Consider the following 25555-nt stretch of genomic DNA (forward strand, 5'->3'; position numbering starts at 1 on the left):
ACTATCGGAAGAGACGCATGCTCTCTTCCATTTCTTCGCGGATCCATGCCTTGAAAGCGGTGACCTTTTTCGGCTCCCGCACACCTTCGGCCGCAACGAAATAGTGGCCGAAGCCTGTCCTGGCGCGGATGCCGAAAGGGTCGACGAGGCATTTCTGCTGCAGCGCATAGGCTGCGAGCGTTTGCCAGGCGAGCATGGTTCCTTGGCCGGCCATGGCGGCATCGAGGCAGAGCGACGCGTCGTTGAAGATATGCCGTTCCTCCATACAATGACCTGACAATCCGGCCTCGCGCAGCCAGATCTCCCAACCGAACATCGCATGTCCGTCAATGACTGCGGGGACTTTCAGAAGGTCGGCAGGCTGCCGGAGCGTGGCGGCGATCTGCGGCGTGACGACGGGGAACACTTCCTGCGCCAGCAATAGCTCGGATTTGACATCAGGCCATTGCCCGTTGCCGACCCGAATGCCGATATCGACATCCGACGTCGCCGGATTGATCAGCCGCGTGGTGGCATCGATGCGCAGCCGGATATCCGGATGGCGGATGGCGAAGCGATCGAGCCGGTACACCAGCCAGCGAGCCGCGAAAACCGGCGCAACCGAAATGGTGAGGATATTGTCGTCCCGATGCTGCGCGACCGCCACGGCCGCCGACAACGCCTTGAAACCCTCTTCAAGCCGCGCCAGCACCACGACTCCCGCCTCGGTGACCGCCATGCCCTTGGACGTACGCTCGAACAGCGGCCGGCCCAATTGCGCCTCGGTCTTGATGACCTGCTGGCTGACGGCACCTATCGTCACGCCCAATTCGTCGGCAGCCGCCTGCAGCGACCCTAGTCGTCCGACCGCTTCAATGGCTCGAAGGCCGTTCAAATGTACGCTGTTGAGATTTCTCATATAGAATATCTATATCAGCATCTCGTCATTCTCAATTGCGCACGGCACAAACAAGCGCGATTATTACAGCATGGAATTGAAACCTGCCGCCACCCCACCGGCTGATGCCCTCATGGTTGCATCGATGCGGAAAATCTCAGGAGGCATGTCATGTCTATATTGAAGCTTTTCTTCAATCACTTGCTGGATGAAAATCGCAGGCGGGAAGACGATCCGCTGCAGCACCCCATGCTCGCGGCCATGTCGCTCGAAGAACTCGCCGACCTGCCGCTCATGCCGGAAAATCTCGGCCGGTCTATGGACAAAAGAGCCGTTCAACCGGAAGAATGCGCTTAGGTGAGACCCTACGCCTCTGGAGCGAACATGTCCTCAAACGTCGATATGGATGTCATCGCGGAACGACTGAACAGGCTCGTGGTGCAAGCCCGGTTGCCGGGGGTCGAACCTGGAGCACATTACGGCCTCCCGGCATTCAAGGTTGGCGGCAAGGCGTTCGTGACGGTGAAGAACAACGAGACCGTCGTGCTGTCGCTGCCGATCGACCGCAAGGAACAACTGATGGAAATGGCGCCGGAGATCTATTTCCAGACGGATCACTATGTCGGCTGGCCTTCCCTTCCCCTGCGCATAGGTGCGATCGGAGATGAGGAGCTGGAGCTGCGTTTGATCGAGGCGTGGCGATACCGCGCCCCGAAAAAACTTCTGGCAGCATTTGGCTGAGACGATCAGCCTTCTTCGACGGCAAGCGCCTTCTTGACAGCCGGACGCTCGAGCATGCGCGCATAGTGGGCGCTTACCTTCGCGAACTGGTCGCGATCGACATTGTCTCCCGGCAGCCACTTTGCCATGGTGAAGAGATAGCCGTCAGCGACCGTATACTGATCGCCCATCACCCAGGGCCCCTTCAGCATCTTGTCCTCGATGAGGGCAAAGCTCTCCGTCATGGTCTGCGGCACCTTGGCCTTCATCGTCTCGATGGCAGCGGCATCGTCCGTCCAGCGATAACCACGCCCCTTGTGCGAATGGTTGATGTGCACCGTGGACGATAGATAGCTGTTGAAGGCCTGCATCTGGGCGAACTCGAAGGGATCATCGAGCGGCGCCAGCTTTGCGGCAGGCACGATCTGGGCAACGTAAGCCAGAATCGCAACGTTTTCCGTAATGACGCCCTTGTCGGTCACCAGTGCCGGCACACGGCCCTTGGGGTTGACGGCTAGATAATCCGGCTGGCGCTGATCGCCATTGGCGAGGTTGAGGCGCCGGGGCTCATAGGCGAGACCGGATTCTTCCAGAGCGATGAGACTGGCGAGAGCACAGCTTCCGGGCGCAAAATAGAATGTCAGCATGTTCCGTTCCTCGATTGGATCCGACGGGAAGCTAAAGGCAACCCAGCCAATACGGAAGTGGCCGATGCTGATACCTTCTACAAAAGGTTTTGATCGATCAAGCGGCATGCCCACCCCCACGGGTCGCGAGAATGGGCTGCCGGCGGTTTAGGCGCAGCCGGGTACGTCCTCCAGTCTGTGCCAGACGGGAATACCGCGTTCGCGGGCGATGCGGACATCGTTGTCGGCGCCCTTGGAATCGCCCGGCAATCTCAGAACGCCCTCGCAAAGCTGCAGCAGACGACCGGCCGTCGGATGAAAAATCTCCTCATAGAGATCGTCACCGATGCTCTTGCCGCCGGCGGCATGCCAGACCGGCAAGGCGACCCATTCGCCGATCATCGGCAAGTGCCCGGCCTTGAACAGAGCGTAGGACGGCTCCTCAAGGCACTTCAGGTTCTCGGCCATCTTCTTCGGATCGTCCCCGGTGCCGGAACGATAGGGCCCGGCGATCAAGATCAACATGTCATTTCTCCATTTTTCCTCCTGCTTCCTGCAGGAATTTGCACGAATATGCGTATATTTTCTTGAATGTCGAATCTATTCTGATAGATTCACGAATATTCATGAAATTTCGTGCAGGAACAGACATGCTGACCAGTCAACGCAAGGCCCTTATTCTCGATCGATTGCGCCGCAACGGCCAGGTGATCGCCAAGGCATTGGCCGACGATCTTGAGCTATCCGAAGACACGATCCGCAGGGACCTGCGAGAGATGGCGGCGGAAAAGCTGCTGAAACGGGTGCATGGCGGAGCGCTGCCGCTTGCCCCAGATCTACCGGACTTCTCGGCCCGGCAGGCGGTCTCATCGGAGGAGAAACGCCGGCTCGGCGCCTATGCTGCGAGCATGATCAAGTCGGGCCAGACCGTGTTTCTCGATGGCGGCACCACGAATGCCGAAATCGCCCGCCAGCTCCCGAAGAATCTTGCCGTCACCATCGTCACCCATAGCCCGACGATAACAGGCGAGCTGGAACATCATCCCCTCGCCGAAGTCATCCTGATCGGCGGCAAGCTCTACAAACATTCGATGGTGGCGACAGGTGCTGCGGCCATGGTGGCGATCGCATCCATAAGGGCCGATATCTTCTTTCTAGGGATCACCGCAATTCATCCCGTCCACGGCTTTTCGACCGGCGATTTTGAGGAAGCGGCTATCAAGCGCCATATCGCACAGTGCTCGGCGGAGACCTACGTGCTGGCGACGGCTGAGAAGCTGGATGCGGCCTCCCCATGCCAGATCCTGCCGACCAAGGGCGTTTCCGGCCTGATCGTGCCGTCCGATATTCCCAAAGAGAGCCTGACACCCTACCGGAATGCCGGTGTGCCGATTTTCCTGGCCTGACGCGCACATCGCATCCGGCCCTTGGAAAAGAGATAGTTCGTCAGGATTTGCGCCGCCGTCATCATGATGCGGTCGAAGATTGATCCTATGCCGACCGGACATCGACTTGTCTTGCGGTCATCGCCGATCAAGTCTACCTCAATATCGTGCAGAGGTTACGATCGCCCATGAACGAACGCCGCATTCACCAAATTTTCGAAATCAGCATCCTGTTGAAGGGTGCCCATGCTTTGATCGAGTGCATTGGCGGCCTCATCCTGGCGCTCGTCAGCACCGAATCCATCCTTCGCCTGGTGAACCGGATCGTGCAGCCCGAGCTCCTCAACGATCCCAAGGACTTCGTCGCGATCCACCTGCATGCCTGGGTGCAGGATTTCTCCGTCGGCACCAAGAATTTCTATGCCTACTATCTGCTGAGCCACGGACTGGTGAAGGTGCTGCTCGTCATCGGCCTGCTGAGGGGCAAGATGTGGGCCTATCCGGCATCGCTGGTCGCCTTGGCGCTTTTCATCGTCTACCAGCTTTACCGCTTCACCGACACGCACGGCATCGGGCTCATCATCCTTACCGTCTTCGATCTGTTCGTCATGGTCCTCATCTGGCACGAATACAGGATCGTCCGGCAACATGTGCCGGCACGACAAGTCAGACATCGGATCCAGGAGTAGAGCTTATGCCGTCAAGGCCGAGGCCGGTCTGATATCGCCGACATGGATGCCGTTCCAGTTCTTGAAGGACTTGTTGGCCATCGCCATCAGCCCCGCATGAACCACGCCATCCTTCTCGAAGAAGCGAGCGAGCGTCGCCGCAACCATGACCTCTGCTGCACGGCCGGTGCCATCATCGCATTTGATCGCGATGGCAATGCCCTGCTCCGGGATCGAAGCGCAGAACACGCCTTCGGCACCGGTCTTGGCGAAGATGCGGCCAGGAGCGACCTGCATCAGCTTGGTGCAGGCGCGGTCGGTGCCGGCCACGTAGAACGGCTCGGCCATACAGGCTTCGAACAGCCGGCGCGATGCCTTGGCGCGCAGCGGCTCGAGACCGACGCCGGTCGCCATCTTGGCAAAGCCATGCGCCAGTCCCTTGAGCGGGACCGCATAGGTCGGAATCGAGCAGCCGTCCGTGCCGCAATTGTCATGCGCGAGAACGGCGCCGGTCAGGCTCTGCATCGTTTCGCGGATCTGCTGCTGCAGCGGGTGATCGTAACCGACATAGCCCTTGGGATCGATGTCCTGATGGCAGCAGGCGCAGACGAAGCCGGCGTGCTTGCCGGAGCAATTGTTGTGCAGCGCCGTCGGCTTGTCGATCGTGCGTGCCTGGTGGATGAGGGTCTTCTGATCGGAAGACCAATGGGCGCCGCATTCGAGCGTGCCGACATCGCGATCGGCGCGCGCCAGCATGGAGGCTGCGAGCGCGACATGCTCGTCTTCGCCATTATGGGAGGCACAGGCGAGCGCCAGTTCCTTGTTGCCAAAGCCATAGGCGTCTGCGGCGCCGCTTTCGACCAGAGGCAGGGCCTGCATCGCTTTGCAGGCGGAACGCGGAAACACGCCCCTGTCGATATCGCCGACCGAGAAGACCACCTTTCCATCGCCATCGACCGCAACGATGGAACCGCGATGGCGGCTCTCGACCAGATTGCCACGGGTGACTTCGACGCAGACGGGATTGGACATGACGGAATGCTGCCTTTGATTTGCGGGATGGGCAGTGATAGCCGCTGCGCCGGGGATTGCCAATCGTCGATGACGCCCGTCAGCATCAAAAAGCGCGCCACTCAGGCGGCCGGCCTGATCCGATAGGCACACCGCCTCGCACCGAGCAGGATATGCTCTTCCCGCTCCACTTGCGCACCGAGCACCATGCGGAAGGTTTCCAGCTCGGAGCGGCAGAAGCCGGCGCAGGCGCAGGCGGCTGCGCAGATGGGACAATGATTCTCGACCAGCATGAGCGAGCCGTCATCATCCTGCCAGTGATCGGCCATGTAACCTTCCTGCGTGCGAATGGCGGCGAGGCTCGCGACGCGTGAGGCGAGGTCAGCCGTGAGATCTATTTCGCTGCGGTAGCGTCGAAGCGTTTCGGTTTCGCGGGCGGAGATGACCGTATCGACGGCGCTCTGCCCCAGCTGGCTGACCATGGTCGCAAGCAGCGTCGCTGTGAGATCCGCGTGGCCATCCGGAAATTGCCGGTTGCCGCCCGCCGTCAGGTGCCAGAGCCGCCGTGGCCGGCCTCTGCCCGTTGCAGTCTCCGTCACTGGCTCGACCAATCCCTCCTCCGCCATCTTCGTCAGTTGCTGGCGCGCCGCCTCGGACGATATGCCGAGCGCATCGCCGACGGCCGCAGCGAGCTGCGGTCCATCCGTTTTCAACAGGATCAGAATTCTGTTGGCAGGTGATTGGCGCATTTTTCCAAGTTATCTCTTGTTTTAATCCGGTAGCCGTGTAATTTTCCAAATTATAACTTGGAAAATAATCAACCGCTAGGGAAAATACCGAGGATCGTCCGATGTCCAGCATCGAAAACACCGCTCCCCTCAAATCAGCCTCCATCTTCACGCTGTTCTCGCCAAGGCTTCTGCCTGCGACGCTGATGCTTGGCGGCGGCGTCGCGCTTTATGCCGTTGAATCCTACATCACTGCCACGATCGCCCCCTCGATCGTCCGGGATATCGGCGGCCTCGAATTGTTCTCCTGGATGACGACCCTCTTCGTCGCCGCCGGCGTCCTCGGATCGATCACGGTCGCGACCCGACCGAAGGGCATGGGCCTGCGTGCCGTCTATATCGCCGCAGCGCTCACCTTCGGCATCGGCAGCCTGGTTTGCGCCATCGCGCCGACCATGCCGGTGCTGCTCATGGGCCGCGCCGTACAGGGCTACGGCTCGGGCATGCTGTCCGGTCTTGCCTATGCCTTTATTCGCTTCATTTATCCTGAGCCCCTCTGGCGCAGGGCTTCCACGCTCTACGCTGCCATCTGGGGTGTGGCGACGGTGCTCGGACCGACGCTCGGCGGCCTCTTTGCCGCCGGAGGCGCCTGGCGAGAGGCCTTCATCATCCTCGTACCACTGGCCGTCTTGATGGCGCTCTCGGCTCGCTGGCTGCTGCCCGATGTCGCGGATGATCGGATCGACACCAGAACACCGCTGGTCCAGATCATACTTCTGCTTGCCGCAGTCCTGTTCGTCAGCATTGCCGGCACGATCGAGCACGGACCGTACAAGGTCGTGCTGATCACCGTGTCGATCATACTCGTGGCAATGATGGTCATGACCGAACGCAAGAGCGAGGTACGGCTCCTCCCCTACGGCGCCGTCGTGCTCGGCAATCCAATCTCGCGGCTCTATCTGACAATATTCACGCTGATGCTGGTGCTGACGAGCGACATCTACATTCCGTATTTCCTGCAGACGCTGCACGGCGTCACACCATTGATCTCGGGCTATCTCGTCGCATTGGTGGCACTTGGCTGGACCATCGCTGCTTTCTTCAGCGCATCGTTTTCGGGCAAGCGGGCGGCAATCGCCATCATAGCCGGCTGCATTCTGGAAACCGCGGCCACAGCATCGCTGATCCCACTTCTGGCGACAGCAACGCCCTTCTCCAGGCTCGCAGAATTCGCGCCGGCTGTTATCGCCATGTTCCTGATGGGCTTCGGTGTCGGCCTCGGCTGGGCGCATCTCGTGACAAGGATCATCGGCATCGCCAGAAGAACCGAGCAGGACAAGGCCTCGGCCGCCATCTCGATGACCCAATCGCTGGGCGGCGCGTTCGGCGCAGCGGTCGCCGGCGTCATCGTCAATGGCGCGGGCCTGACCCATCCGGGCGGCGTTGCCGGCGGCCTCTCGGCCGCAAGCTGGCTCTATGCGCTGATGGCCGTCCCAGGATTGGTCGCCATCGCCCTCTCCTTCACGATCAGGCCAGCTTCAGCATGATCTTGCCGATGTGGTCGCTGGTTTCCATCAAGCGGTGCGCCGCGATCACATCGTCAAAGGCGAATACCTTGTGAATGACGGGGGCAACCGTGCCCTCGTCGAGCAGCGGCCAGACCTGGGAAAGCAGGTCGTCGCGGATCGCGCGCTTTTCCTCCGCCGTGCGCGGGCGCATGGTCGAGCCGGTTACCGTCAGGCGCTTGACCATGATCGGCTGCAGATTGACCTTGTCCGCCACCGCACCTCCGAGGAAAGCGATGATCGAAAGGCAGCCGTCGCGGGCGAGCGACGCGAGGTTCTTCTCCAGATAGGCCGCGCCGATCATGTCGAGAATGATATCGACGCCATGTTCCGTCTCCGCCTTGATGACCTCGGCGAAATCCTCCTGCCTGTAATTGATGGCCCGCTTTGCGCCGAGCTTCTCGCACGCCTCGCATTTTTCCTTCGAACCTGCAGTCGTATAGACCGTCGCACCGAAAGCGCGGGCAAGCTGGATCGCCGTCGTCCCGATGCCGCTGGAGCCGCCGTGGATCAGCACGCTTTCCCCCTCGGTGAGACCCGCCATCTGGAAGAGATTGGCCCATACGGTGAAGAAGGTCTCGGGAACGGCTGCTGCGCGCACGGCATCATAACCATTCGGGAAGCGGAGTGCCTGGCCGGCCGGCAACACGCAATATTCGGCATAGCCGCCGCCATTTGCGAGGCCGCAGACCTTGTTGCCGATCGCAAACTCCGTCACGCCGGGCGCAACGTCCACGACCTCCCCGGCAACTTCCAGACCCAGTATCGGGCTTGCATCCTTCGGCGGCGGATAAGTGCCCTGACGCTGCGCCACATCCGGCCGGTTGACACCGGCGGCCTCGACTCGAACCAAGATCTCGCCCGGCTTCAGGACCGGTAGAGATTTGCGGCCGATGGTCATGACCTCAGGCCCGCCAAAGGACGGCAAATCCACAAAACGCATTTCAGACGGCAAGGGCATGGCGCAATCTCCTCTCCCAGCAAAGCAGTGGAGATAGTTTAGCGCAGCGCGCTTGAAAAGATGGCTCGGCGGAAAGGCGTCAATTCGTCTCGGCCAGACCGAGGAATGCGACGCCGGCAGCACTTTCCTTTGCCTTCGTCTTGATGCCGGCAATGGAGGTGCTGACGCGGTTGATATTGTCGATCACCAGTCCCTCGGGCAGTTGCAGGATGCCGATCGAGCAGCGCATCAGCGGGAATTCGGCTTCGGCGCCGCTGCGATCGTGACCGCGAATACGGCCGGCAGCACGATCCTCGGCCGAATAAAGATCAAGAACATCCGCATGAAAATCGGCAAGCAGCCGGTCCAGAACCTCGCGAAGCTCGCCCGTACTCCAGCCGCTGACGCCGATGAAGAAATCGTCGCCGCCGACATGGCCGAGGAAATTGCGCTCGGCAAAGAAATAGCGGCGCATCAGCGCCGCAAACAGTGAAATGGCATGATCGCCGAGATGGAAGCCATAGGCATCGTTGAACGGCTTGAAATTATCGAAATCGCAATAGCAGAAGTGCCTGACTTCATCACCATCGCGGCCGGTGCTCTGCATAAAATCGTGGATCGCCCTGTTGCCGGGGAGCCCGGTCAGCGGGTTCTGGTCCTGGGCGATCTTCAGTTGCTTCTCGTTGATGACCTTGATCAGCGAGGCAGCGGAAACGATACCGGCATAATGCGTGCCTTCGGTGACGATCAGGCAATCGCTGCTTTCCATATTGGCGAAGATCGCCATCAGCGTATCGGCGTCGGAATCAAGACCGACGATCGGCGCCATCTCGACGAAATGCGAGATCGACCGCTCATAGACCTTGTTCTTCAGAAGGTCGCGGCCGAAGGGCTGATAGATGTATTCCTTGAGCTGGTACTCGTGGATGATGCCGCGCGGCTCGTCATTGGCGTTGACCACGGGGAAATAGGCGCGGCGCGGATTGCGGCGGAAGAGCTCGAAGACGCTGTCGATGCTATCGCTTTCGCGGATGGTCGGCAGCACCTCGATCTGCTTGCGGATGAGGATCTCGTCAAGCGACTGGCTGTTTCGTACCGTCTTGCCGAGATCCTGGAGATGCGGAAAGCTCTGCTTCAACTCGTTGACCAGCACCGTCGGACGCGCAATGAACCAGCCCTGGACGAGATCAACGCCAAATTCGCGGCAGGTCAAGAACTCCGCCTCGGTCTCGATGCCTTCGGCGATGACGCGTGTGCCGAGAACATGGGCGATGTTGACCAGATTTCTGAGAATGTGCCGTTTGCGGGCGCTGCGGTCGATATCGACGATGAAGTGCCGGTCGATCTTGAGGTAGTCGACGGGATAATCGGACAGCAGCTTCATTTCGCCATGGCCGACGCCGAAATCGTCGATCGCCAGCTTGAAACCGGCGTTCCGCATTCTTGCGACCAGACCGGAGAACTCGGGCACGCTGGTATTGTCGAAGCGCTCGGAGAATTCGAAGCAGACGGAGGAAGGCGCCATGCCCGCCTTTTTCATATGCTGCAGCAGGCTATCGACCAGTACACCACCCTGCGGGATCAACCGCACATCCAGATTGAGGAAAAGCGTGGCCGAGACGGCATTGGGAAGCGTGGCAAATTTTGCCAGCGCGCGGCTGGTGACCATCTGCTCCAGGCCGAGAAGCTGCCCGGTGCGCTCGGCCTCGTCGAGCATGTCGAGCGGGCTGCCGAAGCCGATGCGCTCCTGGCCGCGCATCAAGGATTCATAGCCGAAGACGGCGCCGGTGCCGGCTTCCACGATCGGCTGAAAAGCGTTTTCGATCACGAGTTTGGCAAGGGTGACAATCTGGTCGCTGGCATACCGGCGCAACACGCCGGGCTCGACTGCGGCAGTCAGGGACATGCCAATCTCCGTTGGGATTTTTATCAAATTATTTGAGTAAGGTTTTGGATCTACTGCATTTTCAACCCAAGATGCGCCATAAAGCGTCAACGAAACCTTTCCGGTATGTGAAAGTTTCGTGAATGGTAAAGCAATATTAACCATTGATCCGGTCCGAAAACAGGGCACGCCGAGATAGGCCATGGCCGGAACTGACTGATTTTCCGGCCTAATTGTGCGAGTGCTGCTCCGCCTCATAGTCGGCGAACATATCGGCAACGCAGCGACCGCCGTTGGCCGTCTCATCATTGGCCGCTTGTGGCACATCGCAAACATCGCTGCGCCTGCGCGCCGCATCCCACATACGCAGGGCTTCCCGCACGACTTCACTGCTCGAGGCATAGGTGCCGGTGTCGACTGCGGCGCGAATGCCGGCGGCCTGAAGCGGAGAGATGGAAACCGTTACCATCGGCATGATATTCCTCCCTTGACGTTATCAAGCGGAATTCTCGCTGGAGACGCATTTCGCTGCCGTCGGCGGTGCCTTCGAGGCATGTCCTTCAGACATGCGTGCTCCAGAGCTAGCACCGTCGCTACATCCATTCGGCGACGCTCCGCCCACAAGGCAGAGCGATAAGGGTAGCGCCGCTCACGCTTCTTGTCAAAAAGTAGTAGTCCGTTATCCGTTGTGCTAGAACAGTTAGCGCTTGAGGACGAGACCGAAAGCAACCAGCGTCCAGCCCTGGAAAATCAGATCGAATGCCAGAAAAAGCCCGAGAATCCAAAGGCTGTTGACCGGCCAGCCGAGCATGATGGCGATGCCGGCAATGGCAGTCGCAACACCACTGATGACGATCCAGATCCAGCCGCGCTCGGGCTTCACTTTGCGCCCGACCCAGACGCGGAACGTGCCGGCGATAATCAGCGCGACGGCGAGGAACAGCGTCAGCGCCGCGGAGGCCAATAGCGGATTGGCAAAGGCGAGGATGCCGGCAAGCGTATAGAGCACACCGCTAAGCACCCAGAAGAGGATGTGCTCCCAACCCCTCACCTGAAAGGCGTGGGCCAAATGCACGATGCCGCCGATCAGCATCAGCAAGCCGACATAATAGACCGATGCCACCGTGGCGATGAACAGATTGCCGAGCGCAATGCAGCCGCAAACTAGCAGCAGGACGCCGAGGCCAACAAACCAACCCCATTTGTCGCGCATCGCAGATGAGGGAACTTCATCAAGCATATCAACCATGACCGCACCTCCTCCTGAGTGGAAGTATGACACAGAAATACAACTCGGAAAGAGGTTGCGGATTTTTCGCCGACGTCTGCAAGGCACGCAATTTTTTATTGATTGATTAGTCAATCAAAAATAAGCTCAGCTTCAACCTCAAGGATTGATGCATGCCCAAAGTCGGAATGGAACCGGTGCGCCGCAAGGCGCTAGTGGATGCAGCGATGCGCGTGATCGGCGATCACGGCTCGCTGACCGTCACCATGTCCGAAATCGCCAAGCAGGCCGGCGTTTCCCCCGCTCTTGCTCATCACTATTTTGGTAGCAAGGAACAGCTGCTGATCGAGACCGTCCGTGTCCATCTACAGCGGCTGCGCGACAGTGTGGTGACGGCGCTTAGGGCCGCGACGACACCGCGCGACAAGCTCTCAGCGGTTATCCGCGTCAGTTTCCAGGCAGATCAGTTCGCGCCGGAGACGATTGCCGCCTGGCTCGCCTTCTATGCGGAAGCCCAACGCTCGGAAGAGACACGCCGCTTTCTCGTCATCTATGCACGCCGGCTGCATTCGAATCTGGTGGCCAATCTCAAAGCATTGTGCTCGGCCGGCGACGCCGAGCGGATCGCTGAGGGTGCGGCCGCGATGATCGACGGGCTCTATATTCGCCAGGGCCTTAGATCCGCGCCGATCAGCACCGAGGCGTCGATCGCGCTGACCGAGAATTATCTCACGACCAACCTCAACGCGTTGAAAGGCTGAAGACCATGTTGACCGTCTGGGGCCGCAAATCGTCATCCAATGTACAGGCGCTGATGTGGTGCATCGGCGAGCTCGGCCTTGCCTATGAGCGCATCGATGCGGGATTTAAATATGGCGTCAACGACACGCCTGAATTCCTGGCGATGAATCCGAACGGCACTGTTCCGGTGCTGCGCGAGGACGATGGCGAGCCATTGTGGGAAACTGGCGCCATCCTGCGCTACCTCACCACGCAATATGGCGACGATGCCTTCTGGCCGAAGGATGCGCGGCGTCGCGCCCAGATCGACAAATGGACGGAATGGGCCAAGATCAACATTGCCATGAACTTCACCGGCCAGGTGTTCTGGCGCGCGGTGCGAACGGCCCCTGCTCTGCGCGACGAGAAGGCAATTATCGCGGCTATCGCCGCGCTCGGGACGAAGCTTGACATCGCCGAGTCGCAGTTCGGACGGCATCGTTTCCTTGCCGGCGATAATCTGACGCTCGCCGACATACAATTCGGGCACGTTCTCTATCGCTATTTCGAGATCGACATCCAGCGCCCTGCCCATCCGCGGCTGGAGCGCTACTACGAAAACCTGACCGAGCGACCTGCTTTTCAAGAGCATGTCATGGTCTCCTATGAAGAATTGAGGGTTCTATGATGCGCGCACAACCGAAAGCCTCGCATTTCATCGACGGAGAATATGTCGAGGACACCGACGGCACCGTTATCGAAAGCATCTATCCGGCAACCGGCGAGGTGATCGCCCGCCTGCACGCGGCAACGCCCGCTATCGTCGAAAGGGCGATCGCCAGCGCCAAGCGGGCGCAGCCGGAATGGGCTGCCATGAGCCCGACGGCACGCGGCCGCATCCTGAAGCGCGCCGCCGACATCATGCGGGAGCGTAACCGCGAGCTTTCCGAGCTGGAGACGCTGGATACGGGCAAGCCGATCCAGGAAACCATCGTCGCCGACCCGACCTCAGGCGCCGACAGCTTCGAATTCTTCGGCGGCATCGCGGCGGCCGGCCTCAACGGCTCCTACATTCCGCTCGGCGGCGATTTCGCCTATACCAAGCGCGTGCCGCTCGGCGTCTGCGTCGGCATCGGCGCATGGAACTACCCGCAGCAGATCGCCTGCTGGAAGGGCGCCCCTGCGCTTGTCGCCGGCAACGCCATGGTGTTCAAGCCGTCGGAGAACACCCCGCTCGGCGCGTTGAAGATCGCCGAAATCCTCATCGAGGCAGGCCTGCCGAAGGGCCTCTACAACGTCATTCAGGGCGATCGCGAAACCGGACCGCTGCTTATCAACCATCCGGATGTGGCGAAGGTATCGTTGACCGGCTCCGTGCCGACGGGCCGCAAGGTGGCAGCTGCGGCTGCGGGCAACCTCAAGCATGTCACCATGGAACTCGGCGGAAAGTCGCCGCTGATCGTCTTTGACGATGCCGATATCGACAGCGCCATCGGCGGTGCCATGCTCGGCAATTTCTATTCGACGGGCCAGGTCTGCTCGAACGGCACGCGCGTCTTCGTCAACAGCAAGATCAAGTCCGAATTCCTGAAGCGCTTGAAGGCTCGCACCGACGCCATGCTCATCGGCGATCCGATGGATGAGGCAACGCAGATCGGCCCGATGGTCTCCTGGGCGCAGCGCGAGAAGGTGCTCGCCTACATCGAAAAGGGCAAGGCCGAGGGCGCGACGCTGCTGACCGGCGGCGGCATCCCGAACAATGTCTCCGGCGAAGGCTATTACATTCAGCCGACCGTGTTTGCCGACGTCACCGACGACATGACGATTGCCCGCGAAGAAATCTTCGGGCCTGTCATGTGCGTTCTCGATTTCGATGACGAGGCCGAGGTGATCGCCCGGGCCAACGCCACCGAATTCGGCCTTTCCGGCGGCGTCTTCACCGCCGACCTGACCCGCGCCCACCGCGTCGTCGACCAGCTCGAGGCCGGTACGCTCTGGATCAACACCTACAATCTCGCCCCGGTGGAAATTCCCTTCGGCGGCTCCAAGCAATCCGGCTTCGGCCGCGAGAATTCGCTGGCGGCACTGGAGCATTATTCGGAACTAAAGACCGTATACGTCGGCATGGGGCCGGTACAGGCGCCGTATTGAACAAAGCCCTTCGCCCCGTGAAACGGGGAGAAGGTGGGTTGGAGGAATCGAACGGAGTGAGATTGCGACAAGCCGGATGAGGGGCTGCTTCAGATACGCCGCATCCCGTTGCCCCGCCCCTCACCCTAGCCCTCTCCCCGCTCATGCGGGGCGAGGGAACGATCAGAGCCAGCCATTATCCTGCAGCTCAAGAAGAACGTCCGAAAGAAGGCAATAGTCATGCAAGCAGATTTCGTCATCGTCGGCTCGGGTTCGGCCGGCTCCGCCATGGCCTATCGCCTGTCGGAGGACGGCAAGCATTCGGTTATCGTTCTGGAATTCGGCGGCAGCGACTTCGGCCCCTTCATCCAGATGCCGGCAGCGCTTGCCTGGCCGATGAGCATGGACCGCTATAATTGGGGCTATCTCTCCGAACCCGAACCGCAGCTTAACAATCGTCGCATCACCGCCCCGCGCGGCAAGGTGATCGGCGGTTCCTCCTCGATCAACGGCATGGTCTATGTGCGTGGACATGCCGAGGATTTCAATCGCTGGGAGGAGCTCGGCGCCCAAGGCTGGGCCTACGCCGACGTGCTGCCCTATTTCAAGCGGATGGAGCATTCGCATGGCGGCGAAGACGGCTGGCGCGGCAAGGATGGCCCGCTGCACGTGCGTCGCGGCGACGCCCGCAACCCGCTCTTCCACGCCTTCATCGAAGCCGGCAAGCAGGCCGGCTTCGAGGCGACGGAGGATTATAACGGCAGCAAGCAGGAAGGCTTCGGCCTGATGGAGCAGACGACCTGGATGGGCCGGCGCTGGTCTGCGGCGACAGCCTATCTCAAGCCCGCCCTCAAGCGGCCGAATGTCGAGCTCATTCGTTGCTTTGCCCGCAAAGTCGTCATCGAAAACGGCCGCGCGACCGGCGTCGAAGTCGAGCGAGACGGCAAGATCGAGATCATCAAGGCAAACTGCGAGGTGATCGTCTCCGCCTCCTCGTTCAACTCACCGAAGCTGCTGATGCTCTCCGGCATCGGTCCTGGGCAACATCTGCGCGACATGGGGATCGAGGTGAAGCTCGACCGTCCGGGCGTCGGCGCCAATCTGCAGGATCACATGGAATTCTATTTCCAGCAGACCAGCCTGAAGCCGGTGTCGCTCTATTCCTGGCTGCCCTGGTACATGCAGGGGATCGCCGGCGCGCAATGGCTGTTCTTCAAGAAGGGGCTCGGCACATCGAACCAGTTTGAAGCCTGTGCCTTCCTGCGCTCGGCGCCGGGCGTCAAGCAGCCCGACATCCAGTATCACTTCCTGCCGGTCGCCATCAGCTATGATGGCAAGGCAGCGGCCAAGAGCCACGGTTTCCAGGCGCATGTCGGCTACAATCTGTCGAAATCACGCGGCGACGTGACGCTGCGCTCCTCCGACCCGATGGCCGATCCGGTGATCCGCTTCAACTATATGAGCCACCCAGAGGACTGGGAGAAGTTCCGCCATTGCGTGCGCCTCACCCGCGAGATCTTCGGGCAAAAGGCCTTCGACGGCTATCGCGGCGCGGAAATCCAGCCTGGGTCGAACGTCCAGACCGACGAGCAGATCGACGCCTTCCTGCGCGAGCATCTGGAAAGCGCCTATCACCCCTGCGGCACCTGCAAGATGGGCTCAAAGGACGATCCGATGGCGGTGGTCGATCCCGATACCCGCGTCATCGGCATCGATGGCCTGCGCGTTGCCGACAGTTCGATCTTCCCGCATGTGACCTATGGCAATCTGAACGGCCCTTCGATCATGACCGGCGAAAAGGCAGCCGACCATATCCTCGGCAAGCCAAGGCTGGCCCGCTCGAACCAGGAACCGTGGATCAATCCGCGGTGGGAGACGAGTGATCGATAAAGCTCGACATAGCTCATCATGCATCGAAGGTTGACGCCGGCAAACAGTCGGCGCAAAGAGACGACCGTCAGCAAAGTGAAGCTCCGTAAGACAGTGTTACTATCTTAAAACGCCGTTTTTAAGCAGATTGCTCGATCAGAGTTCGAAAGACCCGTCTATAAATCCGTCGGTCACCGGTCATATGCCCCCGATCTATCGCAAGTCCAAGCTGCTCCGCCGTTCCCGCGTCATCTGGGGTTCGTTCAATCTATGGCGGCCGCGATTGGTGTTCTGGACGGGGGCTCTGGCGATCGGCGTGATCAGCGTCGGCTTTGCCAAGCTTGCGGACCTGGCGCAGCGGGCCTTTGCGGGCATTACCCACTCCGGCGGGTGGATGTGGCTGCTGCCGCTGCTGTTGACGCCGGTCGGCTTCGTCCTGTCTGCTTATCTTGCCGCGACCCTGTTTCCCAATTCGCAAGGAAGCGGCATTCCGCAGGCGATCGCGGCCCGACATCTGCATCATGACGAGGATCGCACGAAACTGCTGTCGCTGCGGCTCGCTTTCGGCAAGATCGTGCTGACCATACTCGGGCTTCTGAGTGGGGCCTCGATCGGCCGCGAAGGGCCGACGGTGCAGGTCGGCGCCTCCTTCATGTTGGCCGTCGCCCGGTTCGGGGGCATTGCGCAGGCAAAGGGATTGATCCTTGCCGGCTCGGCGGCAGGCATCGCGGCAGCCTTCAACACGCCGCTTGCCGGGATCGTCTTTGCCATCGAGGAAATGAGCCGCACCTATGAATCCCGCGCCAACGGCCTGGTCCTGACGGCCGTCATTCTTTCCGGCCTTGCCGCGCTCGGTCTTTCCGGCAGCTACAACTACTTCGGCACGGCCGATGCAGCGCCCACGATGCTTCGAGATTGGATCGTCATGCTGATCTGCGGCGTCGGCGGCGGCGCGCTCGGTGCCACCTTCAGCGGACTGGCACTCTATGCCGGCATCCGCATCCGCCGCTGGGCGCAGCCGCAACCGCTGAAGCGCATGCTGATCCTGGCCGGCCTTTGCGGCCTTGTCGTGGCTACCATCGGCGTGGTCTCCGGCGGCCAGACCTTCGGCACCGGTTACGAGCAGGCCCGCGGCGCGGTGGAAGGACATGCCCTGCCGCCGCTCTTCTTCGTCGAGAAGCTACTGGCAAGCTTCCTGTCGATGATCTCGGGCATTCCCGGCGGCATTTTTGCGCCATCACTTGCCGTCGGCGCCGGCTTCGGCAGCACGGTCGGCACGCTTGTCGGCAGCGGCGTGGCGCTTGCCGCGATCCTCGGCATGGCAGGCTATTTCGCCGGCGTCGTCCAGGCGCCGATGACCGCCTTCGTTATCATCCTGGAAATGACCGGCGACCATCAGGCCGTCATTCCGATCATGGCGGTGTCGATGATCGGCTATGTGACGTCACGGCTGCTGTCGCGCGAACCCTTGTACCATGGGCTTTCGCGCGTCTTCATCGCAGCGGCCATCCGCGCACGGCGAGCCATGGAGAAAGAAGCCGGAGAGGAGCACGTCGCAAGCTGAAACTAGGCCATCAGCCTCGTCACTTCAGCGCCTTGCGGCTGAGCGATCGCGTCGGCGATCGTGGTAGAGAACAGGACCTTGCGGGTCGCGTCCGCCACCCGGGCAAAGACATGGCGGATTTCGCAGGTCTGCTCACCATCGCAATCGTCGCAGCGACGATAGGCGGTGAGCGAAAGACAGGGAAGCGGCGCCAAAGGCCCATCGATGACCCGCAGGATCTCGCCGAAGGTGATCTCGTTTGCCGGTTTGCGCAGGAGATAACCGCCCTGCTTGCCACGGCGGCTGATGACGATACCTTGATGCTTCAGGTCGAGAAGGATCTGTTCCAGGAACTTCTTCGGGATCTTCTGCTGGGCTGCGATGTCGGAAATCATCATCGGCTCGCCTGCCTCGGATTGGGCCAAGGCAGAGAGCGCCCGCAGCGCATATTTTGCTTTCTGAGTAATCATTTCGAACCGCTTCACACACACATGCGATACGTTCGGCCGATGGATTCGGCCGGTCCGCTCTAGAACTCCTCAACCCTCGTCCCCAGGGCGTTTCGAAGCACTCACACCCATGGCGCAACGCCAGGAAATATCAGCAACCCAAACTTGTTATCATTTTTAGCCGCTATGCCCACAGTTTAGCTCAAAATCCACCGCAGCGCATCTTTTTGGGCATCACTTCCGATTTCCATTTGACAAGCTATGTGTAACTCTACTATTTCTATAGACATTAAAGCAAGCACTTAAACATGACAAGTCGTGTCAAGTGCTTCCGAAGGGCCTTCTGGCGGTGAAGCGCCTTGGTTAACAGCCGAGGCGGTCGCTTTTCCTTATCAGCGCTGCTTCATGGAGATATTTACTCTCCATCCGCTTCCTTTCGAAATCTATTTTTCTGTCCGCCATCCTTGCGAGCTGCGATACTCCGGGCAATATCAGGACAGGATCCCCCATGACTGCCATTACATCAATTGAAGATGCCGCGACGCTCAACAGCCAGCTCGCATCGCTCGATCTTGCCGGCCGTCTGTCTCTCGTCGCCGGCCTTGGCGAGCGCGTCGTCTTCACGACGTCGCTTGGGATAGAGGACCAGGTGATCACGGCGGAGATCGGCAATCACCGCCTGCCGATCGAAGTGGCGACGCTGCAGACCGGCCGTCTCTTTCCGGAAACACTCGCCCTGATCGATGAGACGGAGAGCCAGTACGATATCCGCATCGTCCGTTACGAGCCGGAACAAGCAGATATCGAAGCCTATGCGGCAAAATACGGTCTGAACGGTTTCTACGAAAGCGTCGAAGCCAGGCATGCCTGTTGTGGCGTGCGCAAGCTGAAGCCGCTTGCGCGTGCACTTTCGGGCGCCAGCATCTGGATCACCGGCCTGCGCCGCGGCCAGTCCGCCAATCGTGCCGATACGCCGTTTGCCGAGTTCGATCCCGAGCGCAACCTGTTCAAGATCAACCCGCTGGCCGACTGGGACATCGATGCCATCCGCGCTTATGTCGCCGACAACAGCGTTCCGGTGAACCCGCTGCATGCACGCGGCTATCCGTCGATTGGCTGCGAGCCATGCACCCGCGCCATCAAGCCGGGCGAGCCCGAGCGTGCCGGCCGCTGGTGGTGGGAAAACGACGAAAAGCGCGAATGTGGCTTGCATGTTCACGAAGAAGGCACGGCCGCAGCCCAATGATATACCCGCCGGTTCCCGGCATCGATTCGAAGCGCGTCCCCTACGCCGCCGATCAACTGGAAGCCAACGCATCCATTCTTTCCGGCCAACCTTCGGTCGGGACATTTGAAAGTTCTGGAGTGATAAATGCCCGATAGCCGTCCGGATACGGAAATCTCCAATCCGCAAAGCACCAAGCCACCGCTCGATCCGCATCTGAAGGCGCTTGAAAACGAGTCCATCCATATCTTCCGCGAGGTAGCGGCCGAATTTGAGCGTCCCGTCATGCTCTATTCGATCGGCAAGGATTCCTCTGTCCTGCTGCATCTGGCACGCAAGGCCTTCTATCCCGGCCGCGTCCCCTTCCCGCTCTTGCATGTGAACACCGGCTGGAAATTCGCCGAGATGATCACCTTCCGCGACGAGATCGTGAAGAAGTACGATCTCGACCTGATCGAGCACATCAATCCGCGCGGCAAGGCGGAGAACATTACGCCCTTCACCCATGGCTCGGCGCGCTATACCGACATCATGAAGACTGAGGCGCTGCGCCAGGCACTCGATGCCGGCCAGTTCGATGCCGCTTTCGGCGGCGCCCGCCGCGACGAGGAAGCCTCGCGCGCCAAGGAGCGCATCTACTCTTTCCGCACGCCGGACCATCGCTGGGATCCACGCAATCAGCGCCCGGAACTCTGGAACGTTTATAACGGCCAGATCCGCAAAGGCGAAAGCGTTCGCGTCTTCCCGCTCTCCAATTGGACCGAGGTCGATATCTGGCGCTACATCCAGGCCGAAAATATTCCGATCGTGCCGCTCTATTTCGCCGCAAGGCGCCCGATCGTCGAGCGCGACGGCATGATGATCATGGCGGCCGACCCGCGGCTCGAACTGCTGCCGGATGAGGTCAAGCGCGAGGAGCTCATCCGCTTCCGCACGCTCGGCTGCTTCCCGCTGACCGGCGCAATCCGCTCCACCGCCACAACCCTTGAAGACGTTATTGCAGAGCTGGAAATCGCCACGGTTTCCGAACGGCAGGGCCGCGCCATCGACCGCGACCAGTCCGGCTCCATGGAAAAGAAGAAGCGCGAAGGATATTTCTGAGATGACCGTAAACGCAAACGTCGTCACCTTGCCCGCTGTTGGGCCTGCCGTCGAGCCTGCCAAGGCACTTCGCGACTCGCGCCCCCTTCGCCTGATCACCTGCGGTAGCGTCGATGACGGCAAGTCTACGCTGATTGGTCGTCTTCTCTGGGATACCAAAGCAGTCAAGGAAGACCAGGCCGCAACCCTTCAGCGCGATTCCACCGGCAAGCAGAACGATCTCGGCCTGCCCGACTTCGCACTGCTGCTCGACGGACTGCAGGCCGAGCGCGAACAGGGCATCACCATCGATGTCGCCTATCGCTATTTCTCGACCGACAAGCGCTCTTTCATCGTCGCCGACACGCCCGGCCACGAGCAATATACCCGCAACATGGCAACCGGCGCTTCCACCGCCGATCTCGCCGTGCTTTTGATCGATGCGCGTATGGGCATCCTCGAACAAACCCGCCGGCATGCGACGATTGCATCGCTGCTCGGCATCAAGCAGTTCGTGCTGGCCATCAACAAGATCGACCTGACGAATTACGACCGTGCCGGCTTCGAGAAGATCGCCAACGAATTCCGCGAATTCGCTCTCTCGCTCGGCGTCAAGCAGATCACGGCCATCCCGATGTCGGCGCTGAAGGGAGAAAATGTCGTCTATTCCGGCCAGGCGGTCATGCCCTGGTATAACGGTCCGACGCTGGTCGAAGCGCTGGAACTGGCCACCGTCCGCTCGGCACAGACGGTTGGCTTCCGCCTTTCGGTGCAGCGCGTCTCCCGCCCAGGCGAAAGCTTCCGCGGCTATCAGGGCACGGTTGCCGGCGGCTCGGTGAAGCCGGGAGACAGCGTCATGATCCTGCCGTCGGGCATGGTCGCCAATGTCTCGAAGATCGTCACTTTCGATCTGGTGCGCAACGCGGCTGTTGCCGGCGATGCCATCACGCTCGTTCTCGATCGCCAGGTGGACGTGTCCCGTGGCGACATGATCGTCGCCATCGACAACCAGCCGCAATCCGGTCTCTCCTTCGATGCCCAGATCGTCGCACTGCAGCCGGAAGGGATCGAACCCGGCAAGCGCTACTGGCTGAAGAGCGGCAGCCGCCGCCAGCGCGTCCAAGTGCAGCCGATCGCTCAGCTCGAACTCAAAACCGGCGCTTGGGCACCGGCGCAGACGCTCTGGATGAATGCCATCGGCAAAGTCCGCCTGACTTTCGACGAAGCCGCCATCTTCGATCCCTATGAGCAGAACCGTTCGACTGGCTCGTTCATTCTGATCGACCCCGAAAGCAACAATACGGTTGCCGGCGGTATGATCACCGGCAAGCGCTCCGACCGCGGCGGCATCCATAAGGACGGCCAGCGGGTTCTCCTGTCCCTGCCGGCCGACCTCGCCGAGCAGATCATGGCAAGCGAACTCTTCGCCAGCCGCCGCGATGAAACGGAAGTGCGCCGTGTTACCGCGGCGCAAGCAGCCGAGATCTGGGCGAACGCAGCCAGCGACATTTGATCGTGGCTTAATACCGAGTGACAACGAGGCCGACCAAGGTCGGCCTCGCCCCCGGAATGGCGGGGCGGCTGCGATCCGCGTTTGCTGGCAATCTCAAGCCAGAATTCTCAAACTGAAACCGGCCAGCCGGTCTTTTTTATGCCACGGATGCCCCCGGCAAAGCTTCGCAGCTTTTTGCAAAGAGCCGCTCTCCAAGAAAATCGACAAATACGCGGACCTTGGGCGACAGATGCCGGCTTGATGGCCAAAGCATATGGAAGTGGCCGGGTTCATCGATGAAGTCGTCGAGAACGGTTTGCAGCTTTCCTTCGGCAAGCGAACTGCGCACGAGGAAATCCGGCATGCATCCGATCCCGAGCCCGGCGACGGTGGCGCCGCGCACGGCCTCCATATTGTTGCAGGAAAAGGCGGTGCGCATGCGCAGCTCCGGCTCCGCTTCCGGCAGGCTTAGCGGCCATTCCTGCAGCTTGCCGCTATTGGGAAACCGGAACCGTACCGCGGAATGCTCGTTGAGCGCACGCGGGCAATCGGGAATACCGTGGCGTTCGAGATAGCAGGGAGCTGCGCAAAGCAGCATCTGGAATGGCCGCAGGGTGCGCGACATCAACCGCGAATCCGGCAGATCGCCGCTACGGATCGCGACATCGACCCCTTCCTCGATCATATCGACGATGCGGTCGTTGAAATCGATATCGAGTTCGACCTCGGGATAGCGCTCCACGAACTCCGGCACCACGGGCAACAGGAAATGATAGCTGACGATGGGCACGCTGACGCGTAGCCGCCCGCGCGGCACCGCCACTGCCTGAGCGAGCGAGGCCTGGGCATCGTCGAGATCGTCGAGCACGCGTCGGCAGCGCTCGTGAAAGAGGCGTCCTTCCTCCGTCAGCCGGATGCTGCGGGTGGAGCGCTGCAACAGCCGAACGCCGAGCTGGCGCTCCAGATTGCTGACTGCCTTGCCCACCGCAGAGGCCGAAAGACCGAGCACACGACCGGCGGCTGCGAAACTGCCGAGATCCGCCGTCCGGACGAAAGCATGCAGGCCACTCAAGCGATCCATGGGTTACTCCATTCGAGCGTTTTCTTCCGGTATATATGGAGCAATAGCCTCATTATCATAAGATTACAGCAAAACTATCTTGCTGGGGTCCCTCAAAGCCCGTGGGCCGCAGCGCTCGGCTCGCATCCACTCCCAGGAACGCCCACGGTTCTCCTTGCTCGAACCCAACGGAAAACCCGACGATGACCTCGCCCAAGACAAAGGTCGCAAGTCCGACCGAAAAATTCTTTGTTCTCATCGCAGTCTGCTGCGCGGCGGCAGCGATGCCGCTGACATTCACAGGCCCGGCCGTTGCGCTGCCGGCCATCAGCCGATCGCTTGGTGGCAGTCCAATCGCTCTCAACTGGGTGACCAATGCCTTCATGTTGACCTTCGGCAGCAGCCTAATGGCCGCCGGCGCGCTTGCCGACAGCTTCGGACGTCGGCGCATCTTCCTGACCGGCGTCGGCTGCTTCGCATTGTTCTCCGCCGGACTGGCTTTCGCCGGCGATATCGTCTTGTTCGACATATTAAGGGCACTGCAAGGTCTTGGCGCCGCCGCCGCCTTCTCAGGCGGCATGGCGTCGCTCGCCCAGGAGTTCGACGGCACTGCGCGCATGCGGGCTTTCAGCATCGTCGGCTCCAGCTTTGGCGTCGGCCTCGCCTTCGGGCCGATCGCATCCGGCCTGATGATCGACGCCTTCGGCTGGCCGTCGATCTTCCTGCTCGTCGTGGCTCTGGCGCTCCTCTCCCTTGGCCTGGCTGCCTATTTCCTGCGCGAATCCCGCGACCCTGACGCAACCGGGCTCGACTGGCCGGGAGCGCTGAGCTTCACACTTGCGCTGACGCTCTTCACCTATGGCGTGCTGCGTGCACCGGAGACCGGCTGGAGCGATCTGCTGGTCATCGCGCTGCTGGCCGGCGCTGCGTTGCTGTTCCTCGCCTTCGGCATCATCGAACGCTCGGTGAAAAGGCCGATGCTGGATCTTACCTTGTTTCGCTATCCGCGCTTCGTCGGCGTGCAGCTGCTCGCGGCGGCGCCCGCCTACGCCTTCGTGGTGCTGCTGATCCTGCTGCCCGTGCGCTTTGTCGGCATTGAGGGTATGAGCGAGATTGCTGCCGGGCGGATGATGATCGCTCTTTCGGCGCCCCTTCTCATCCTGCCGGTTATTGCCGGTCTTCTGACCCGCTGGTTCAGCGCAGCAACGATCTGCGGCGGTGGTCTTCTCATTTCAGCGGCAGGTCTCTTCTGGCTCAGCCATTTCGCCGCCGGTTCGGCACCGCAGGCATTGATCGGTCCGCTCTTGATGATCGGCATCGGCATCAGCCTGCCCTGGGGCCTGATGGATGGCCTGGCCGTCAGCGTCGTTCCGAAAGAGCGGGCCGGTATGGCAACGGGCATCTTCAGCACCACGCGCGTTGCCGGCGAAGGCGTTGCCCTTGCCGTCGTCAGCGCCATCCTCTCCGCCTTCATCCAGTCAAAACTCGGGGCACCGGCCGGCGAGCAGGCTTCGGCCGCCGCGCAACGGCTCGTCACTGGCGACCTTGCTGCCGCCGCATCAAATGTGCCGGCGATCGGTCATGACGCGCTGATCCACGGTTACGGCGATGCTTTCAGCGCGCTGCTCTGGCTCCTGACCGCGATCACGACCATCACCGCAATCGTGGTTTTCTCCTTCCTCGGCCGGGGAGCATCGAACGATATGGCGGAGGACGCTGCCCCATTGTTGCCGGAAGAAGAAGAGCTCCGCATATCGAAAGCCTAAGCAATTTCATGGGCCGGTTGGGACAACAATTCCGACCGGCCCATGGAGCGTCCCGACACGACAAGGCGGCAATTCGAAGGCTGAAAAGCGCCGAAAGCGCACTCGCGGCGCAACATAATGTTTCGCAACCACATAAAATGTGCGCGCCCCAACGCGATGCGCCTCCCTCTTCGCAACGGTGCGAGGCTGGCGTTTGGGCGCGCCGCTGCTATATCAAATCCCCATGATATCAGACCGGTTTTTGAAGATTATCGCATGGACTTATATCGCGGCGCTCGTTGCCGTGACCTTTGCGCATCTCAATTGGCAGGCCGCGCTTGGTAATCCTTTCGACATTTTCCGCGCCGGGGCGCTTTGCCTTGCAGGCATGCTTGCCCGCCTCGCCTATCCGCAATCCCCATCCTTCACCTGCCTGCTGATGATCGGCAGCGTGCTGGTACTCTGCTTTTCGCATTTCCTGGCAAACGGCAATTACGGCTCGACGCTCGACATCGTCGTCGGCATGATCAGCGGGTTGTGGGGCATCATGCTCGGCTCGGTGTTGAGCAAGCTGCTAAGCTCGGCCTCCAAGCGAACGGCATAGCATCG

General features: G+C 60.7%; 26 protein-coding genes. 15 read left to right on the forward strand and 11 right to left on the reverse strand.

The genetic code is table 11. From position 1 onward, the window contains the following. Window position 1: 1 nt before the first annotated feature. On the reverse strand, window positions 2-898 hold the full coding sequence (locus QD409_RS11690; protein WP_092845906.1) for a LysR substrate-binding domain-containing protein: 897 nt from the start codon (window positions 896-898) through the stop codon (window positions 2-4). A gap of 150 nt (window positions 899-1048) precedes the next feature. On the opposite strand from QD409_RS11690, the gene QD409_RS11695 reads away from it, so the two are divergent. Beyond that, complete coding sequence (locus tag QD409_RS11695) at window positions 1049-1234, forward strand: hypothetical protein (protein WP_092845908.1); 186 nt, start codon at window positions 1049-1051, stop codon at window positions 1232-1234. 27 nt (window positions 1235-1261) lie between these two features. Next, window positions 1262-1618, forward strand: a complete 357-nt coding sequence (locus tag QD409_RS11700) for an MmcQ/YjbR family DNA-binding protein (RefSeq protein ID WP_092845910.1) — start codon at window positions 1262-1264, stop codon at window positions 1616-1618. Between the two features lie 5 nt (window positions 1619-1623). On the opposite strand, the gene QD409_RS11705 is transcribed toward QD409_RS11700, so the two are convergent. Further along, window positions 1624-2244: a glutathione S-transferase family protein gene (locus QD409_RS11705; RefSeq protein ID WP_092845912.1), complete on the reverse strand. Its 621-nt coding sequence runs from the start codon at window positions 2242-2244 to the stop codon at window positions 1624-1626. A 147-nt stretch (window positions 2245-2391) separates the two neighbouring features. Next, on the reverse strand, window positions 2392-2748 hold the full coding sequence (locus tag QD409_RS11710; RefSeq protein WP_092845914.1) for a DUF4406 domain-containing protein: 357 nt from the start codon (window positions 2746-2748) through the stop codon (window positions 2392-2394). A gap of 125 nt (window positions 2749-2873) precedes the next feature. On the opposite strand from QD409_RS11710, the gene QD409_RS11715 reads away from it, so the two are divergent. After that, window positions 2874-3629 carry a DeoR/GlpR family DNA-binding transcription regulator gene (locus QD409_RS11715; RefSeq protein WP_092845916.1) on the forward strand — a complete coding sequence of 252 codons (756 nt, stop codon included), beginning with the start codon at window positions 2874-2876 and terminating at the stop codon, window positions 3627-3629. Window positions 3630-3796: 167 nt separating this feature from the next. Next, complete coding sequence (locus QD409_RS11720; protein WP_092845918.1) at window positions 3797-4297, forward strand: DUF2127 domain-containing protein; 501 nt, start codon at window positions 3797-3799, stop codon at window positions 4295-4297. 3 nt (window positions 4298-4300) lie between these two features. Here the strand turns inward: QD409_RS11720 and QD409_RS11725 are convergent, their stop codons facing one another. Beyond that, on the reverse strand, window positions 4301-5308 hold the full coding sequence (locus tag QD409_RS11725) for an asparaginase (protein ID WP_092845920.1): 1008 nt from the start codon (window positions 5306-5308) through the stop codon (window positions 4301-4303). A 101-nt stretch (window positions 5309-5409) separates the two neighbouring features. Next, window positions 5410-6036, reverse strand: coding sequence for a helix-turn-helix transcriptional regulator (locus QD409_RS11730; protein WP_092845922.1), 627 nt, complete (start codon window positions 6034-6036; stop codon window positions 5410-5412). Between the two features lie 101 nt (window positions 6037-6137). Between QD409_RS11730 and QD409_RS11735 the strand changes: the two genes are divergently transcribed. Then, on the forward strand, window positions 6138-7562 hold the full coding sequence (locus QD409_RS11735; protein WP_092845924.1) for an MFS transporter: 1425 nt from the start codon (window positions 6138-6140) through the stop codon (window positions 7560-7562). Here the strand turns inward: QD409_RS11735 and QD409_RS11740 are convergent. From QD409_RS11740 to QD409_RS11755, 4 genes are all read right to left on the reverse strand, one after another. Further along, a complete protein-coding gene (locus QD409_RS11740) occupies window positions 7543-8541 on the reverse strand; it encodes an NAD(P)H-quinone oxidoreductase (RefSeq protein WP_092845926.1) in 999 nt (332 codons plus the stop codon). The two genes, QD409_RS11735 and QD409_RS11740, sit on opposite strands and share 20 nt — an antisense overlap. Window positions 8542-8620: 79 nt before the next feature. Further along, complete coding sequence (locus tag QD409_RS11745) at window positions 8621-10426, reverse strand: GGDEF domain-containing protein (protein WP_430762780.1); 1806 nt, start codon at window positions 10424-10426, stop codon at window positions 8621-8623. Between the two features lie 208 nt (window positions 10427-10634). Next, window positions 10635-10880 (reverse strand): ribbon-helix-helix domain-containing protein, encoded by a 246-nt coding sequence (locus tag QD409_RS11750; protein WP_092845930.1) that lies wholly within the window; start codon window positions 10878-10880, stop codon window positions 10635-10637. Between the two features lie 225 nt (window positions 10881-11105). Next, window positions 11106-11654 carry an HdeD family acid-resistance protein gene (locus tag QD409_RS11755; RefSeq protein WP_092845932.1) on the reverse strand — a complete coding sequence of 183 codons (549 nt, stop codon included), beginning with the start codon at window positions 11652-11654 and terminating at the stop codon, window positions 11106-11108. Window positions 11655-11806: 152 nt separating this feature from the next. On the opposite strand from QD409_RS11755, the gene betI reads away from it, so the two are divergent. The 5 genes from betI to QD409_RS11780 all read left to right on the forward strand — a co-directional run bounded on the left by betI (window position 11807) and on the right by QD409_RS11780 (window position 17916). Then, a complete protein-coding gene (gene betI, locus QD409_RS11760) occupies window positions 11807-12394 on the forward strand; it encodes a transcriptional regulator BetI (protein ID WP_092845934.1) in 588 nt (195 codons plus the stop codon). 5 nt (window positions 12395-12399) lie between these two features. Further along, the gene (locus QD409_RS11765; RefSeq protein WP_430762781.1) at window positions 12400-13041 is read left to right on the forward strand and encodes a glutathione S-transferase family protein; all 642 of its coding nucleotides are present in this window, start codon (window positions 12400-12402) and stop codon (window positions 13039-13041) included. Then, window positions 13041-14504 (forward strand): betaine-aldehyde dehydrogenase, encoded by a 1464-nt coding sequence (gene betB, locus QD409_RS11770; protein WP_092846023.1) that lies wholly within the window; start codon window positions 13041-13043, stop codon window positions 14502-14504. Before QD409_RS11765 ends, betB begins: the two co-directional genes overlap by 1 nt. Before the next feature lie 219 nt (window positions 14505-14723). Continuing rightward, window positions 14724-16373: a choline dehydrogenase gene (gene betA, locus QD409_RS11775; RefSeq protein WP_092845938.1), complete on the forward strand. Its 1650-nt coding sequence runs from the start codon at window positions 14724-14726 to the stop codon at window positions 16371-16373. 181 nt (window positions 16374-16554) lie between these two features. Next, window positions 16555-17916, forward strand: coding sequence for a chloride channel protein (locus QD409_RS11780; protein ID WP_430762782.1), 1362 nt, complete (start codon window positions 16555-16557; stop codon window positions 17914-17916). 2 nt (window positions 17917-17918) lie between these two features. Here QD409_RS11780 and QD409_RS11785 read toward each other — a convergent pair whose 3' ends face one another. Continuing rightward, complete coding sequence (locus QD409_RS11785) at window positions 17919-18365, reverse strand: RrF2 family transcriptional regulator (protein ID WP_092845942.1); 447 nt, start codon at window positions 18363-18365, stop codon at window positions 17919-17921. A 487-nt stretch (window positions 18366-18852) separates the two neighbouring features. On the opposite strand from QD409_RS11785, the gene QD409_RS11790 reads away from it, so the two are divergent. From QD409_RS11790 to cysN, 3 genes are all read left to right on the forward strand, one after another. Next, complete coding sequence (locus QD409_RS11790; RefSeq protein ID WP_092845944.1) at window positions 18853-19590, forward strand: phosphoadenylyl-sulfate reductase; 738 nt, start codon at window positions 18853-18855, stop codon at window positions 19588-19590. 126 nt (window positions 19591-19716) lie between these two features. Continuing rightward, window positions 19717-20670 (forward strand): sulfate adenylyltransferase subunit CysD, encoded by a 954-nt coding sequence (gene cysD, locus QD409_RS11795; RefSeq protein ID WP_092845946.1) that lies wholly within the window; start codon window positions 19717-19719, stop codon window positions 20668-20670. A gap of 1 nt (window position 20671) precedes the next feature. Then, the gene (gene cysN / locus QD409_RS11800; protein WP_092845948.1) at window positions 20672-22162 is read left to right on the forward strand and encodes a sulfate adenylyltransferase subunit CysN; all 1491 of its coding nucleotides are present in this window, start codon (window positions 20672-20674) and stop codon (window positions 22160-22162) included. Window positions 22163-22298: 136 nt separating this feature from the next. Here the strand turns inward: cysN and QD409_RS11805 are convergent, their stop codons facing one another. Next, a complete protein-coding gene (locus QD409_RS11805; protein WP_092845950.1) occupies window positions 22299-23222 on the reverse strand; it encodes a LysR family transcriptional regulator in 924 nt (307 codons plus the stop codon). 182 nt (window positions 23223-23404) lie between these two features. Here QD409_RS11805 and QD409_RS11810 point away from each other — a divergent pair, with 182 nt between their 5' ends. Together QD409_RS11810 and QD409_RS11815 are read left to right on the forward strand one after the other, a co-directional pair. Continuing rightward, window positions 23405-24967: an MFS transporter gene (locus tag QD409_RS11810; protein ID WP_092845952.1), complete on the forward strand. Its 1563-nt coding sequence runs from the start codon at window positions 23405-23407 to the stop codon at window positions 24965-24967. Between the two features lie 241 nt (window positions 24968-25208). After that, the gene (locus QD409_RS11815; RefSeq protein ID WP_092845954.1) at window positions 25209-25550 is read left to right on the forward strand and encodes a hypothetical protein; all 342 of its coding nucleotides are present in this window, start codon (window positions 25209-25211) and stop codon (window positions 25548-25550) included. Window positions 25551-25555: the final 5 nt, after the last annotated feature.

The sequence above is a fragment of the Rhizobium sp. BR 315 genome (assembly GCF_050577975.1).
GTDB classification, from domain to species: Bacteria; Pseudomonadota; Alphaproteobacteria; order Rhizobiales; family Rhizobiaceae; genus Rhizobium; species Rhizobium miluonense.

Coding starts and splice junctions, on each gene's coding strand:
- QD409_RS11690 (WP_092845906.1), bottom strand. CDS start 898: ATGAGAAATCTCAACAGCGTACATTTGAACGGCCTTCGAGCCATTGAA.
- QD409_RS11695 (WP_092845908.1), top strand. CDS start 1,049: ATGTCTATATTGAAGCTTTTCTTCAATCACTTGCTGGATGAAAATCGC.
- QD409_RS11700 (WP_092845910.1), top strand. CDS start 1,262: ATGTCCTCAAACGTCGATATGGATGTCATCGCGGAACGACTGAACAGG.
- QD409_RS11705 (WP_092845912.1), bottom strand. CDS start 2,244: ATGCTGACATTCTATTTTGCGCCCGGAAGCTGTGCTCTCGCCAGTCTC.
- QD409_RS11710 (WP_092845914.1), bottom strand. CDS start 2,748: ATGTTGATCTTGATCGCCGGGCCCTATCGTTCCGGCACCGGGGACGAT.
- QD409_RS11715 (WP_092845916.1), top strand. CDS start 2,874: ATGCTGACCAGTCAACGCAAGGCCCTTATTCTCGATCGATTGCGCCGC.
- QD409_RS11720 (WP_092845918.1), top strand. CDS start 3,797: ATGAACGAACGCCGCATTCACCAAATTTTCGAAATCAGCATCCTGTTG.
- QD409_RS11725 (WP_092845920.1), bottom strand. CDS start 5,308: ATGTCCAATCCCGTCTGCGTCGAAGTCACCCGTGGCAATCTGGTCGAG.
- QD409_RS11730 (WP_092845922.1), bottom strand. CDS start 6,036: ATGCGCCAATCACCTGCCAACAGAATTCTGATCCTGTTGAAAACGGAT.
- QD409_RS11735 (WP_092845924.1), top strand. CDS start 6,138: ATGTCCAGCATCGAAAACACCGCTCCCCTCAAATCAGCCTCCATCTTC.
- QD409_RS11740 (WP_092845926.1), bottom strand. CDS start 8,541: ATGCCCTTGCCGTCTGAAATGCGTTTTGTGGATTTGCCGTCCTTTGGC.
- QD409_RS11745 (WP_430762780.1), bottom strand. CDS start 10,426: ATGTCCCTGACTGCCGCAGTCGAGCCCGGCGTGTTGCGCCGGTATGCC.
- QD409_RS11750 (WP_092845930.1), bottom strand. CDS start 10,880: ATGCCGATGGTAACGGTTTCCATCTCTCCGCTTCAGGCCGCCGGCATT.
- QD409_RS11755 (WP_092845932.1), bottom strand. CDS start 11,654: ATGGTTGATATGCTTGATGAAGTTCCCTCATCTGCGATGCGCGACAAA.
- betI (WP_092845934.1), top strand. CDS start 11,807: ATGCCCAAAGTCGGAATGGAACCGGTGCGCCGCAAGGCGCTAGTGGAT.
- QD409_RS11765 (WP_430762781.1), top strand. CDS start 12,400: ATGTTGACCGTCTGGGGCCGCAAATCGTCATCCAATGTACAGGCGCTG.
- betB (WP_092846023.1), top strand. CDS start 13,041: ATGCGCGCACAACCGAAAGCCTCGCATTTCATCGACGGAGAATATGTC.
- betA (WP_092845938.1), top strand. CDS start 14,724: ATGCAAGCAGATTTCGTCATCGTCGGCTCGGGTTCGGCCGGCTCCGCC.
- QD409_RS11780 (WP_430762782.1), top strand. CDS start 16,555: ATGCCCCCGATCTATCGCAAGTCCAAGCTGCTCCGCCGTTCCCGCGTC.
- QD409_RS11785 (WP_092845942.1), bottom strand. CDS start 18,365: ATGATTACTCAGAAAGCAAAATATGCGCTGCGGGCGCTCTCTGCCTTG.
- QD409_RS11790 (WP_092845944.1), top strand. CDS start 18,853: ATGACTGCCATTACATCAATTGAAGATGCCGCGACGCTCAACAGCCAG.
- cysD (WP_092845946.1), top strand. CDS start 19,717: ATGCCCGATAGCCGTCCGGATACGGAAATCTCCAATCCGCAAAGCACC.
- cysN (WP_092845948.1), top strand. CDS start 20,672: ATGACCGTAAACGCAAACGTCGTCACCTTGCCCGCTGTTGGGCCTGCC.
- QD409_RS11805 (WP_092845950.1), bottom strand. CDS start 23,222: ATGGATCGCTTGAGTGGCCTGCATGCTTTCGTCCGGACGGCGGATCTC.
- QD409_RS11810 (WP_092845952.1), top strand. CDS start 23,405: ATGACCTCGCCCAAGACAAAGGTCGCAAGTCCGACCGAAAAATTCTTT.